Source organism: Bacillus salitolerans (genome assembly GCF_042680805.1).
Lineage (GTDB): Bacteria > Bacillota > Bacilli > Bacillales > SA4 > Bacillus_CJ > Bacillus_CJ salitolerans.
This window is the reverse complement of the sequence record NZ_JBHUEM010000045.1, coordinates 113,559-125,880: the sequence shown is the minus strand read 5'-3', so window position 1 is coordinate 125,880 and position 12,322 is coordinate 113,559. Positions and strand designations below refer to the sequence as shown.

At 35.8% G+C, this 12,322-nt stretch carries 15 protein-coding genes; 8 read left to right on the top strand and 7 right to left on the bottom strand.

The features are described 5' to 3' along the window. Positions 1 to 65 precede the first annotated feature (65 nt). Entirely contained in the window at positions 66 to 749 is a 684-nt protein-coding gene (locus tag ACFSCX_RS18365; RefSeq protein WP_377929694.1) for an MOSC domain-containing protein, read from the top strand. An 18-nt stretch (positions 750 to 767) separates the two neighbouring features. Here the strand turns inward: ACFSCX_RS18365 and ACFSCX_RS18360 are convergent, their stop codons facing one another. The 4 genes from ACFSCX_RS18360 to ACFSCX_RS18345 all read right to left on the bottom strand — a co-directional run bounded on the left by ACFSCX_RS18360 (position 768) and on the right by ACFSCX_RS18345 (position 2,557). Next, a complete protein-coding gene (locus ACFSCX_RS18360; protein ID WP_377929693.1) occupies positions 768 to 1,025 on the bottom strand; it encodes a hypothetical protein in 258 nt (85 codons plus the stop codon). 77 nt (positions 1,026 to 1,102) lie between these two features. Further along, a complete protein-coding gene (locus tag ACFSCX_RS18355; protein ID WP_377929692.1) occupies positions 1,103 to 1,606 on the bottom strand; it encodes an Rrf2 family transcriptional regulator in 504 nt (167 codons plus the stop codon). A gap of 71 nt (positions 1,607 to 1,677) precedes the next feature. Then, entirely contained in the window at positions 1,678 to 2,292 is a 615-nt protein-coding gene (locus ACFSCX_RS18350) for a succinate dehydrogenase/fumarate reductase transmembrane subunit (protein ID WP_377929691.1), read from the bottom strand. Between the two features lie 157 nt (positions 2,293 to 2,449). Then, positions 2,450 to 2,557 (bottom strand): YjcZ family sporulation protein, encoded by a 108-nt coding sequence (locus ACFSCX_RS18345; protein WP_377929690.1) that lies wholly within the window; start codon positions 2,555 to 2,557, stop codon positions 2,450 to 2,452. A gap of 270 nt (positions 2,558 to 2,827) precedes the next feature. Here ACFSCX_RS18345 and ACFSCX_RS18340 point away from each other — a divergent pair, with 270 nt between their 5' ends. Next, complete coding sequence (locus tag ACFSCX_RS18340) at positions 2,828 to 3,385, top strand: isochorismatase family protein (RefSeq protein ID WP_377929689.1); 558 nt, start codon at positions 2,828 to 2,830, stop codon at positions 3,383 to 3,385. A 68-nt stretch (positions 3,386 to 3,453) separates the two neighbouring features. Here the strand turns inward: ACFSCX_RS18340 and pdxR are convergent, their stop codons facing one another. Then, positions 3,454 to 4,911, bottom strand: coding sequence for a MocR-like pyridoxine biosynthesis transcription factor PdxR (pdxR, locus tag ACFSCX_RS18335; protein WP_377929688.1), 1,458 nt, complete (start codon positions 4,909 to 4,911; stop codon positions 3,454 to 3,456). A gap of 233 nt (positions 4,912 to 5,144) precedes the next feature. Continuing rightward, entirely contained in the window at positions 5,145 to 5,249 is a 105-nt protein-coding gene (gene fbpA, locus ACFSCX_RS25735; protein ID WP_465252675.1) for a Fur-regulated basic protein FbpA, read from the bottom strand. 262 nt (positions 5,250 to 5,511) lie between these two features. Here fbpA and ACFSCX_RS18330 point away from each other — a divergent pair, with 262 nt between their 5' ends. The 3 genes from ACFSCX_RS18330 to ACFSCX_RS18320 all read left to right on the top strand — a co-directional run bounded on the left by ACFSCX_RS18330 (position 5,512) and on the right by ACFSCX_RS18320 (position 7,742). Further along, entirely contained in the window at positions 5,512 to 5,847 is a 336-nt protein-coding gene (locus ACFSCX_RS18330) for a MerR family transcriptional regulator (RefSeq protein ID WP_377929687.1), read from the top strand. Positions 5,848 to 6,088: 241 nt separating this feature from the next. Continuing rightward, on the top strand, positions 6,089 to 7,360 hold the full coding sequence (locus ACFSCX_RS18325; protein ID WP_377929686.1) for an ammonium transporter: 1,272 nt from the start codon (positions 6,089 to 6,091) through the stop codon (positions 7,358 to 7,360). A 130-nt stretch (positions 7,361 to 7,490) separates the two neighbouring features. Beyond that, complete coding sequence (locus ACFSCX_RS18320; RefSeq protein WP_377929685.1) at positions 7,491 to 7,742, top strand: hypothetical protein; 252 nt, start codon at positions 7,491 to 7,493, stop codon at positions 7,740 to 7,742. A gap of 177 nt (positions 7,743 to 7,919) precedes the next feature. Here ACFSCX_RS18320 and ACFSCX_RS18315 read toward each other — a convergent pair whose 3' ends face one another. Continuing rightward, complete coding sequence (locus tag ACFSCX_RS18315; RefSeq protein WP_377929684.1) at positions 7,920 to 8,111, bottom strand: hypothetical protein; 192 nt, start codon at positions 8,109 to 8,111, stop codon at positions 7,920 to 7,922. A gap of 356 nt (positions 8,112 to 8,467) precedes the next feature. Here ACFSCX_RS18315 and sda point away from each other — a divergent pair, with 356 nt between their 5' ends. The 3 genes from sda to ACFSCX_RS18300 all read left to right on the top strand — a co-directional run bounded on the left by sda (position 8,468) and on the right by ACFSCX_RS18300 (position 12,277). Continuing rightward, on the top strand, positions 8,468 to 8,605 hold the full coding sequence (sda, locus tag ACFSCX_RS18310; protein WP_377929683.1) for a sporulation histidine kinase inhibitor Sda: 138 nt from the start codon (positions 8,468 to 8,470) through the stop codon (positions 8,603 to 8,605). A gap of 134 nt (positions 8,606 to 8,739) precedes the next feature. Beyond that, positions 8,740 to 11,007 (top strand): DEAD/DEAH box helicase, encoded by a 2,268-nt coding sequence (locus ACFSCX_RS18305; protein WP_377929682.1) that lies wholly within the window; start codon positions 8,740 to 8,742, stop codon positions 11,005 to 11,007. Positions 11,008 to 11,023: 16 nt separating this feature from the next. Further along, on the top strand, positions 11,024 to 12,277 hold the full coding sequence (locus ACFSCX_RS18300) for a ribonuclease H-like domain-containing protein (protein ID WP_377929681.1): 1,254 nt from the start codon (positions 11,024 to 11,026) through the stop codon (positions 12,275 to 12,277). The last annotated feature ends 45 nt before the right edge of the window (positions 12,278 to 12,322 follow it).

Sequence of the window (12,322 nt, the reverse complement as noted above, 5' to 3'; positions counted from 1 at the left end):
TCATTCATGGATGGGTAATTTCTTAATGAATGAAGGAGATTATAAACTAAGGGGGAGTAAGCATCTTGTACCAAAAAGCAAAGCTGGTTTCTTTAAATATTGGTCTACCTAAAAAAATTGATCTAGAGAATGAGGAGACAAGACAATCTGGAGTAGGGAAAGTAAGTGTGCCGAAAGCATACCTTACAAAAGAAGGCTTTACTGGAGATGGAGTTCAACTTACTAAGTTTCATGGTGGTCTAGATCGAGCTATCCTCTGCTACTGCTATGAGCACTATGAAAAATGGAATAAAGAATTTAATAAACACCTGAAAATACCAGGTTTTGGTGAGAATCTAACTATTTCTGGATTGTCTGAAGAAAACGTTTGGATAGGAGATATTTATCAAATTGGAGAGGCAAAGATTCAAATAACACAGTCAAGAATTCCATGTAATACTTTATCTAAATATAATGGGGTCGAATCACTTTTATCGAAATTAGTTGAGACAGGCTATACGGGGTTTTTAGCTAGGGTACTAAAAGAAGGATGGATATATGAAGATTCATCAGTGTCATTGATAGAAAGAAATCCAAATGCAGTTTCTGTTCAATATACAAATGAAGTGTATTTTCATGATAAGAAAAATATAGAAGGTATAAGAAAAATCTTGAATAGTAAAGACCTAGCGGTTGCCTGGAAGGATATTCTAATGAGTAGACTACTTAAACTTGAGAAGAAATCCGTTTCGAATGAAACAAAAAGCTGAACATATTGTTCAGCTTTGTTAACGATCCAATAAAGATTGTTCAGCTTCCTCTAGGTGTTTTAAATGCTCCTGTGCTTGGTGCAATCGATGATTTAATCCTGCATTATCTAACGGGAGTTTAGTTTGTGCTGCATGAACCTTTTCTTTTGCTAATTTTACCTTCTGGTCAGCTTGCTGGAAATCTTCTGGATTTGAGTTAGCTTGCGCATGATACACGGCCTCTTCTGCAGAATGAACAGCCTCAAGAACTTCATTAAATTGTTGATTTGATTCCATTTGCTTCTCCTCCATAACCATACTTTTATCATTTATTAATAAAGTGTGTAGAATAGGGAGAAGTTATACTTTTATATCTAGTTGTTTAAAGAGTCTTCATAAGCAGTAATTAATTGCTTGACCAATGCGTAACGAGTATTTTCATCTTCTAGTTTATTATTCTTCATTGCGATAGTTGCCATATCTTTTATCGTTGTCATTTTCAAACGATCAAACATCTGCTTCTCGGCTTCCCATATGGTACTGTGAACCTCACACATGCCAGGAAGAACTTCAAGTCCTCTTGATAAGCCGCGAATATTTGCACATTGAAACATGTGCCCCTTTCCATTTATGGCAGAATACACATCATAAAAGGTTATGTCTTCTGCTGGTATAGCTAGACTAATTCCACCTTTACTCCCTAATGAAGTACTTATTAATCCAGCTTTCCCTAGCTGTGTAAAAATCTTAGCTAAATAAGTGTTGGTAACACCTAGCATGAAAGAAAGTTGTTTTATCGTAATGTTCATATGTTCTGGTAATAATGCCATAGCGATTAAACTATGGAGAGCATATTCGTAACTTAGTGAGTTCTTCAAAAATAGAACCTCCGCACTTTGAGTTTTTGCCATTATATCAAAGAATAGATTTTATGGACAATCATTATACTTTATATAAATGCAACCATTGTACGGATGGCCATATAGGTCATCATGAAAAAGATAAACAATGAAATCCAAGTCATCAGATTTTGAGACTTAGGTGAGATGGTAATTCCCCAATGAACAAAAAATGACCATAATCCATTTGAAAAATGAAAGATGGCACTAATTGTTCCAACAAGATAAAAAACAACCATAAAAGGATTTTCAAAGATATTAGCCATCATTTTATAATCTAATTCGACATGTCCAAGGGCATACTGAACACGAGTTTCCCAAACGTGCCAAACAATAAAGATAAAGGTAATAATACCTGTTATTCTCTGGGCAAAAAACATTTGGTTTCTAAAGTAACTATAGTTTTTGATATTATGCTTTGATTTAAATGCAATGTATAACCCATAAATTGCGTGATATAAGATAGGTAAATAGATGAGAGTGGCTTCCAAGAATAATAGGAAAGGGAATGATTCAACAATTTTAACTGTTTGATTAAATGAATCTTCACCTCTAGTTGCTTGATAATTGATTAAAAAATGAACAAACAAATATCCGCCGACAGGTATAACTCCTAATAATGAATGTATTTTTTGAAAAGTGAAATCGGATTTAGATGGACGCACATGAAATCCCTCCGTTTAATTACGACAATTTATATCCTAATTGTATTATATAATATCTTTAAGTCAAGAAATTTTTGGTAAATTTTAATTTTTAAACGGATAAATAAAGATAAGTAGAAAAAACAGAGCCGAAAAAATCAGCCCCGGTTTCTTCTAATTAATAGCCATATCCACCACCAGAATATCCACCCGCACCTACAATAATTAGGAGGATAAACAATACAACGATTAGTGCAAAGCCTGCACCATATCCGTATCCACTCACTTATATCACCTCCTTTTAAAAGGCGTACTATATGGTATGCATGGAGGAAAAGCTGTGTATAGGTAAGGGTTTAATTATCGGTAGAAATTAAGATGGAAAGTATTTGAAGCATTTCATATCTTTTTATTGTAGAATAAACCTGCAGGTGAATGTTTAATTCAGGAGTGATGAGTATGGAAAACATAAATAAGAAGAATTTAAAAGTAAGTTCTAATTTTGTTAGGGGGAATAGGAAGGTTTAGCTTTTTCCCCTAAGCGGAGGAATGACTAATGGGAAAAACAGCTTTACTTGTTATTGATGCACAAGTTGGAATTATTGAAGGTCCATCTATTGGTCCAATTTACGAAAAAAAACAGACATTAAGAGTCATAAAAGAAGTAATTCATCATGCGAGACATTTGAGTGTTCCAATCATTTATATTCAAGATTTAGATGTTGGAAGTGATAATGAGGAGGAGTTTAAGATTCATCCGAGTATTGCTCCTAGTATGAACGATTGGGTCATTACTAAAAAGGCAACAAATGCATTCCATTTAACGGATCTTCATGAAACATTACAAAACCAATACATTGAACATTTAGTAGTCACCGGAATGAAAACAGAGTATTGTGTAGACACAACATCAAGAGGAGCGACAGTACTTGGCTATGATGTCACACTTGTTAGCGATGGACATTCAACGACTGATAATAAAGAATTAACAGCCGAACAAATTATTGCTCATCATAATGCTCATTTACATGGATTAGATAATGTAAACCACTTTATTTTAATAAGATCTTCAAATGAAAATATATTTGATCATAAGCATCTAGAATATAAATAACAAATAAGCTTGTAGAAAAAAATGAAGCAATTACCAGTCAACTGGTGATTGCTTTTTCAAATGATGAATCAGTTATTTATTAACTTTCGAATGATCTGTCCAAGTTTTTTTATTCCCTTTTCTAAGTCGAACAATGAAGCATAAGAATAGGACAGTCTGAGGTAGTGGAATGATTGTTCGTCATACAATTTTCCTGGATTTAATAATATCCCAAATGCTAAAGCCTCGTAAAATAGCTCCTTTATTGAGATCGTGGGAGGAAGTCTTAGCCATATGTAAAAACCCCCTGATGGAACAGTCCATTCCGCAATATCTACGAACTCATTTTGTAATACACGAATGGCTGTGCTTCTTCTCAATCGTAAAGCTTCTCTCATGCTCTCTAAATGCTTTACATATTTTCCGCTTTCTAACCATTCGGTAACGGCCCACTGAGATAATGAGCTAGAGCCGTAATCTGTTTGCATTTTAATATCTGCAAGTCGATTAATGACCTGTTCTGGACCAACAATCCAACCAATCCGTAGTCCAGGGCTTAATGCCTTTGAAATACTACCTATATACAAAATACTACCATTATTATCCATTGATTTAAGTGCCGGTGGTGGAGGTGTATCAATCCATAATTCCCTGTAAACATCGTCCTCGATGATTGGTAATTGTTCTTCCTCACATACTGTTAATAAATGCTTACGCCTTTCAAGTGTCATCACGTTTCCGGTTGGATTATGGAAGGTCGGATTTGTGTATACCAATGAAGCATTATACCGTCTTTTATACGATTTGATAAAAGAGGTGTCCATTCCATTCCGATCCATTGGTATATTAGCTAATTTTATACCAAGTGATTGAAAAACATTAAGTGAGTTTACATATGAGGGGTTTTCGAGTAAAAGGGTGGAACCACCTCTTAATAATCCTAATGAAATTAATTGAAGGGCTTGAAGAGCTCCCGATACAACTAAGATAGAAGAAGGTGTAGCATTGATTCCAAGTGTCTCAAGATAATGACAAAGCTGCTTACGTAGCTGAGGTAACCCTTTTTCCTCCTCATATCCCATTATTTCTATTTTGGTAGAGAGTGTTTTCAGTACTTCTCCCATTATGTCTTTTGGATACATTTCAGGAGAAGGTTCACCTGTTCCTAAGCGTATAATATTGGTTTGAGGTTCCACTTTATGTATATCTTGTATGGTCGGTAAATTTGGCTTGTAAATCCCATTTTCAACATAATGATTCCAGTTAGGGGGTGAGGTGGTTTGGAATAGTGACCATAGATTGTTTTTTACCCTTGTTCCATTTCCGGTATTCCCCTCGAGAAATCCATCAGCTATTAATTCCTCAAAAGCGTTCATGACGGTACTTCGATTTACCTCGAGTAATTCGGCTAGTTTACGTTGAGAAGGTATCTTCATCCCGACTGTCCATTCACCATTGATTATTTTTTTATGAATATACTCTTTTATCTGTATATAGATGGGTATTTTCGAAGTTTTATCTGGTTTCCAATCAATATTTATTATCATCCTTGTTCTCCCAAGTCATTCGTCATTATATCTATTATATATTAGAGGGTCACAACTATGAATATGTGTTTGAATAGAGACAGATAGATATAGAAACCTGGGGTCATTCGTACTGGTACTGCCCGCGGAAAGTGCAGTACCTGGAGAGCAATTAACAGACAAGTGTAACAACTAAAAATAAGAGGGACTACAAAGGTTAGTCTCCTAGACTTTTTGGTGAGCCCTAGGAAAATCTACACCTCTTTTACTCCTACAAGTAAATGATATTCTCTTTTGAGTTCACATAGCGTATATTTGTTGAGCAGTTCTGTATCTTTATAAACACCTGACTCTACTATTATTTTATATAATTTTCCTCCCTATTTTCTACAGCCTTTCTTAAATGATTTGCCGCTTTCACACCCCTCTTTTCCATGTGAAATATACCATCATTTTATACATTATAAAAAACTTCTTGTTAATTTCTATTACATGTAAAAAAACCTAACACAATAAATGGAATTGTGTTAATATTCATGTAATAAAAACTAACATAGTTCGATGGGGAATTGTATTTTTAATACATAGTGGATATATCATCTTGAAAAGGGGTGGGTTATTGTGGATCCTAGTAAACAATCTTATTTAACGAAAAAAGTCATTTCGATTGGGGTTGTTAGTGAACTTACTGGACTGAGTGAAAGGCAAATTCGTTATTATGAAGAAAGAAAATTAATTTTCCCGAAAAGAACAGATCGCGGAACTAGGAAATACTCTTTTTCTGATGTTGAGATTTTAGTGGAGATAGCGAATAAAATGGAGGATGGGATTCAAACCACTGAATTACGAAGAGAGATGAATAAGCATAAGGATAGAGAAAAAGAAAATAATATTAAAAAGAGTATGATTCGTGGTCAAATGAATGCTCATTTCAATAGAAAAAATAAACCGCTTTAGTTCTAACTTCTATAGTTAGAGCTTTTTTTATAAGTAAAGAAAGCATAAGTTTCTGGTGTTTAGTTTTTGATATCAGATGATTGTAACGGAAAGTAAGTATTCTTAACCATTATTATGGTTATTTAATTATTGGAAATGAAAAACCATGTTAGAAAATCTTACAATGTTGTTGTATCTGAAAATTCTGACTGTATAATGAGGTGCATATATGTAATAAAATCTAACACGAAAGGAAGATATTATGAAGGATGTCATTTTTTTAATGAACAATTTATGGGTATTAATAGCTGGGGTATTAGTCTTATTTATGCAAGGAGGATTTATCCTATTAGAAGCAGGCTCCACAAGAATGAAGAATGCTGGTCACATTGCTGGAAAGACGGTATTTACAGTTGGAGTGGCTTCCCTCGTTTTTTGGGCGGTTGGTTATGGGCTCATTTATGGTGAAGGGAATGCATTTATTGGATTAAGTAGCTTTTTCTATGGTGACTTTACAACAATGGGTGAGGGTTTAGCCGGATCGGTTGATTTCTTCTTCCAGCTAACATTTGCAACTATCGCCCTAACTATTGCGTTTGCAGGATTTGCTGAACGGGCAAAATTATCAACGTATGTACTATTTGCATTGATATTTTCCGCTGCGGTATATCCAGTGGTCGCCCATTGGATCTGGGGAGGAGGTTGGTTAGCGGAATATGGTAAACAGGATTTTGCTGGTTCGACTGTTGTTCATTTAACAGGGGCAATGGCAGCCTTAGCAGCAACCCTTATTCTGAAACCAAGGATAGGAAAATATAATAAAGATGGTTCATCAAATGAATTATCAGGACATAATCAAGTGTTCACAGCACTTGGAGTTTTGGTACTATGGGTTGGTTGGTTCGGTTTTAACGCAGGAAGTACTTTCGGTGTTGATAGTGCCTTTTTTGGATATGTGGCCCTAAATACCCAACTCGCTGCGTCTGCTGGTGCTGTTGCTGCACTATTTACTGCTTGGGCAGTAACAGGAAAAGCGGATATTGTGACAACTCTAAATGGAGCTTTAGCGGGCCTTGTTGCGATTACAGCTTCTTGTGCGTTTGTTGCACCATGGGGCGCCGTTATCATTGGTTTAATCGGTGGGCTCATTGTATTTTATAGCATGAAATTCTTTGAAAAAGCAAAAATTGACGATCCGATTTTTGCGCTTTCTGTGCACGGAGTGGCTGGTGTTTGGGGGACGTTATCTACTGGCATTTTTGCTACTCCCGAGCTTGCAGCAATAAATACAGGATTACCAGGATTATTATATGGTGGTGGATTTACACAGCTAGGAGTTCAAGCCTTAGGGGTGGTAAGCTCTGGATTATATGCATTTGTCGTTTCATATATAATCTTAAAAGTTATGAAAGCTGTTATGGGAAGTATTCGTGTGACAAAAGAAAATGAAATTATCGGTTTGGATTTGAGTGAGCATGGCTCTTATGGATATCCTGAAACAATGATAGAAAGGGAAGTTCAACCTGGTACCTAATTAGTAGAAGTCTAAAGATAAGGGGTATGAGTAGGTAATGAACCGTTACGTTGAATGAAGAATGGCGACATGAGCAAATTTAATTCGTTTTAAGTGACCATGAGAATTAAATGTATTTCATGAAATATTGATGAAAAAGCTTGTTAGTACAGCTGGGAATGATGGTTTCCTTTACTTGGATGAAGAGGACCTCTTCTCACGATTGATAAACAATCTTTATCAAAGGTTAGTAGAAAATATGGGATATCTTAAAAAGGCGATTGGTCCATTAAGTCAATTAACACGAAAGCTGTTTGGAGAAGAAGCAAGGAGTATTTATATAAAAGAAGTAACTAATTTTCCATATGTTCATTCGTTACGGTTACTTGCTCTAAAAGAATAAATAATCGAGCAATCTACATTAAGTCGATTTCAAATGTTATTTAAGCATTAGTGGGTATAACGAAAGAACAACTTTTAAATGCACCAACTATATTGACCTCCAAATAGGTTCAAAAACAGAAGGTTCTTGAATCTATTGGAGGTCATTCCTAGCCATTTAATAATTTAATACCCCGTTTTAATCCCGAGTTTTTTTCTCATTTTCTTCAGCTAACATGAAGAATGAGACTATTCCCGAAAACACCGATCCACCTATTGCAATGAATAGTTTTGTGTCATCTGCTAATTCAGCGTAATTGTGATTAAGTATTCTATTTGCTAGAAAAAATACAATAATCATAATAGGGATTGCATATTTTAAGCGTCTCATTTTGCCACATCCTTCATTTGAAATTAGCACTTTCTACATAATAGCATGATACTATCATATCATTTCGGAAATGAACATGGTTATTGTTGATAGTTTGACACAGTAAAGGTTAGAGTCGAAGCAGATTGTAGACAATTTTGATAGGTTAGAAACAGTTGTAGATCGAAATATTCACTCCGTACAAGTAGATATTAACTAGACCTCACTTATCTTAGCTAAATTTGCGTTAAACCATTCAAACTAGCGGGATTCTGTTCAGAGTTATCTATGAAAATAAACTTGATAACGAATAATGCATCATTTAATATAATAGTTGGTTGTTATTAATGATTTGAATGTTGAGGGTGTTAAAGGTTTTGAATATTCCAGACGAAGAACTAATCGAAGCATATATACAGGCAATCAAACTTGATTTAGATCTAGATTTTATTGCAATGTTGTCAGAAGAATTTGAAGCTAGAAATTTAAAAATCAATAATTATCCCTTTTGGTAAGATTACAATTTAGTAGTCTTTTTTATTTTGCTTTTTTAGGGTTTAGAAAATCGAGAATACCTCAAATATTGTTAGTTTACGAAACGAACATTTATTCGTAAAATAGAATTAGTAGAATGATTGAGGTGAAAACAATGAACCTGTTTGGTAAAAAGTCTATGCAGGATATAATAGTAGAACTTAAAAAGAACAAACACATCGTACATTGGCAAACAATTGAGCCGAGGAAAGCGATTACGAGCTGCATCCCTGAGTCAGTGGATGAAAGGCTGAAAAAAGCTCTACATGACCGAGGAATAAGAGAGCTCTATTCTCATCAAGTATCTGCGTACGAAACGATTAAGCGAGGTGAAAATTTTGTTGCAGTAACCCCTACCGCTTCGGGGAAAACCTTATGTTATAATTTGCCGGTTCTTCAATCTATCCTTGAAAATGAAGAAGCAAGAGCCCTGTATTTGTTTCCGACAAAAGCGTTAGCTCAAGACCAAAAAAGTGAATTAAATGATTTGATAGATCAACTAGGTGTTCAAATCAACAGCTACACGTATGATGGAGATACCTCACCATCAATAAGGCAAAAGGTTCGTAAAGCTGGACATATTGTGATAACGAATCCAGATATGCTTCATTCAGCTATTCTTCCTCACCATACAAAATGGGTTTCACTTTTTGAGAACCTTAAATATATCGTAATAGATGAATTACATACGTATCGTGGTGTCTTTGGTAGTCATGTGTCGAATGTAATTAGGCGTTTGAAAAGGATTTGCAAATTTTATGGAACAAACCCACAATTTATTTGTACTTCAGCTACAATTGCCAATCCGAAGGAGCTAGCAGAACAATTAACCGGTGAAAGGATGGAGCACATTCAAAATAACGGTGCTCCCTCTGGCCGAAAGCACTTTGCCTTCTATAATCCTCCGATCATCAATAAGCCCCTAAATATTAGGAAGAGTGCCACTCTAGAAGTAAAGGATCTTGCTGGAGAATTTCTTAAAATTAAAATCCAAACGATTGTCTTTGCAAGAAGCAGGGTTCGAGTAGAAATAATATTAACGTATTTAAAGGAGCTTGTAAGTCATCAGCTAGGAGAAAAGTCCATTCGTGGTTACAGAGGGGGCTATTTACCTAAACAACGAAGGGAAATCGAAAGAGGCTTACGATCAGGTGATATATATGGCGTTGTTAGTACGAACGCTCTAGAGCTAGGTGTGGATATTGGCCAGCTTCAGGTTTGTATTATGACAGGTTATCCAGGCACAATTGCGAGTGCTTGGCAGCAGGCAGGTAGAGCGGGTAGAAGACAAGGAGAGGCATTGATTATTATGGTCGGGAGCTCTAGTCCTCTTGATCAATATATTATTCAGAATCCCGCCTATTTCTTCGAGCAAAATCCGGAGACTGCACGAATTAATCCAAACAACCTTGTTATTCTTCTTGATCATATTAAATGTGCAGCATATGAATTGCCCTTTAAAAAAGGCGATACGTTTGGTGGTGTTGAGTTAGAAGATATTCTAGATTTCTTAACAGAGGAAAAAGTACTTCATTACAAATCAAATAGATGGTTCTGGATGAATGACTCGTTTCCAGCACATAACATAAGTTTGCGCTCGGCATCACAAGAAAACGTTGTCATTATTGATATTTCGAATGTAGCGGATGTAAAAGTAATTGGTGAGATGGATCGATTCAGTGCCATGACTTTATTACACGATGAGGCTATTTACCTACACCAAGGTATTCAATATCAAGTTGAAAAACTAGATTGGGAAGAGAAAAAAGCATTTGTAAGGGAAGTAGATGTAGATTATTTTACAGATGCGAACTTGGCGGTACAGCTAAAGGTGCTTGAGGAAGATAAGAAGCGAACTATAGCAGATTTGCAAGTAGGTTATGGTGATGTGATGGTTTCAGCTATGGCTACTATTTTTAAAAAGATTAAATTTGAAACACATGAGAATATAGGGTCAGGCCCGATTCATTTACCAGAAGAAGAGCTTCACACAAATGCTGCGTGGATTTCATTTCAAGATAACAAAGACTACTCGGAGCAAAAGCTCGAGCAGGGGCTAATCGGAATTTCACATGCGATGAGACATATTGCTCCATTATTAGTGATGTGTGATCCTGCCGATTTACATATTGTCCCCCAAGTGAAGTCAACTCACAGCGGTGAACCTACGATTTATTTATATGATCGCTACCCTGGGGGAATCGGGTTAAGTGAAAAGCTTTTCGATAGGATTGAAGAGATTGTAATGGAAGCTGAAAATGTGATAAAGCATTGTCCATGTGAGGAGGGATGTCCATCTTGTGTTGGAATTGACCTTCACGTAACGAATACTAAACACGTTTCATTACGATTATTAAAGGAAATGGGGTTTCCTGTTAAGTAAGAAATGAGGTAATTGAATGTCTTTAAAAGCAAAGCTTCAGCGTATGAAAAATCACATCGTTACGGATTCAACTAACTCTGACCTGAATGGTGGAGACGAAAGTAACTCTAAGACAATTCCTTACTTAAAGGAGTGGGAACAATTTGGGGCAAAACCATACTTTTTTGAGAATGAATACATCTTCATTAGGGAGGCGGTGTACTCATTAAATGTTGTGCATGGTTTATACTCTCTTGGGGAATTAGTAGGTGTAGTTCAGGATTGGAACCATTCAACATTTGAACATCCACTATCTTCAAAGGGTTTTCATGCATCTGATCTTTTCTTTTTTGATACTGAAACGACAGGTCTTGGTTCGGGAGTAGGAAATACTATTTTCTTATTAGGATATGCTCAAGTTTTTAGGGATCATGTTTTGGTGAAGCAATTATTTTTACCTAGTCCGAGCTCAGAAGTTGCCCTATACCATTATTTTTTACAAGATATTAATTTTTCAACACTAGTAACCTATAATGGAAAAGCATTCGATTGGCCACAGGTGAAGACAAGACACACATTAATTCGAGATCTTGTTCCGAAATTACCTAAATTCGGACATTTTGACCTCTTACATGCAAGTAGGAGATTGTGGAAAAATGAGTACGATTCCCTTAAACTATCAGTGGTTGAAAAAGATATTTTAAATATTACTAGAAAAGATGATATACCGGGCTTCATGGCGCCGATGATCTATATGCAATATTTGGACGACTCTAATCCTGAAGGTGTTTTTGGGGTTATGGCACACAATGAGACTGATATCCTAACGTTAATTTCCTTGTATATTCATCTATCAAAAAAACTACTGTTTTCGGAGGCTTCGAAGAGTAATGAGAGGTTTGAAGTGGCGAGATGGCTCCGAACATTAGGGGAAGAGAAAGAGGCTCAAAAAGTATTTGAACAGTTGTCATCGACAGATGATATGAAAATTAAATGGTCGTCCAAGATGGCTATGGCCATGCATTGGAAAAAACAAAATAGGTATGCGGATTCAATTCAAATTTGGGATGAAATCCACGTCTCTCAAGAAGCTCAAGATACTATTCGAATACAAGCTGCTGTTGAGCTAGCCAAATATTATGAACATAAAGAGAAAGATATAGACAAGGCTCTTGAGATAACGGAAAGAGCTTACACGATTTGGAAGGAGAAGTTTACTACAATTAGGTTAAGTGAAGAGCCTCACCTCGAAAAGAGATTGAGTCGTTTATTACAGAAGCTAAGAAAATAAGCTCGTACATTTCCTGGGTAAGCGCATAAATCACCAACTTTCGCG

Bases quoted from the DNA above. Each gene is read 5' to 3' on its own strand.
- ACFSCX_RS18360 (WP_377929693.1), bottom strand. From the start codon at position 1,025: ATGGAATCAAATCAACAATTTAATGAAGTTCTTGAGGCTGTTCATTCT.
- ACFSCX_RS18300 (WP_377929681.1), top strand. From the start codon at position 11,024: ATGTCTTTAAAAGCAAAGCTTCAGCGTATGAAAAATCACATCGTTACG.
- ACFSCX_RS18340 (WP_377929689.1), top strand. From the start codon at position 2,828: ATGGGAAAAACAGCTTTACTTGTTATTGATGCACAAGTTGGAATTATT.
- ACFSCX_RS18320 (WP_377929685.1), top strand. From the start codon at position 7,491: ATGAAAAAGCTTGTTAGTACAGCTGGGAATGATGGTTTCCTTTACTTG.
- ACFSCX_RS18325 (WP_377929686.1), top strand. From the start codon at position 6,089: ATGAAGGATGTCATTTTTTTAATGAACAATTTATGGGTATTAATAGCT.
- pdxR (WP_377929688.1), bottom strand. From the start codon at position 4,911: ATGATAATAAATATTGATTGGAAACCAGATAAAACTTCGAAAATACCC.
- ACFSCX_RS18315 (WP_377929684.1), bottom strand. From the start codon at position 8,111: ATGAGACGCTTAAAATATGCAATCCCTATTATGATTATTGTATTTTTT.
- ACFSCX_RS18305 (WP_377929682.1), top strand. From the start codon at position 8,740: ATGAACCTGTTTGGTAAAAAGTCTATGCAGGATATAATAGTAGAACTT.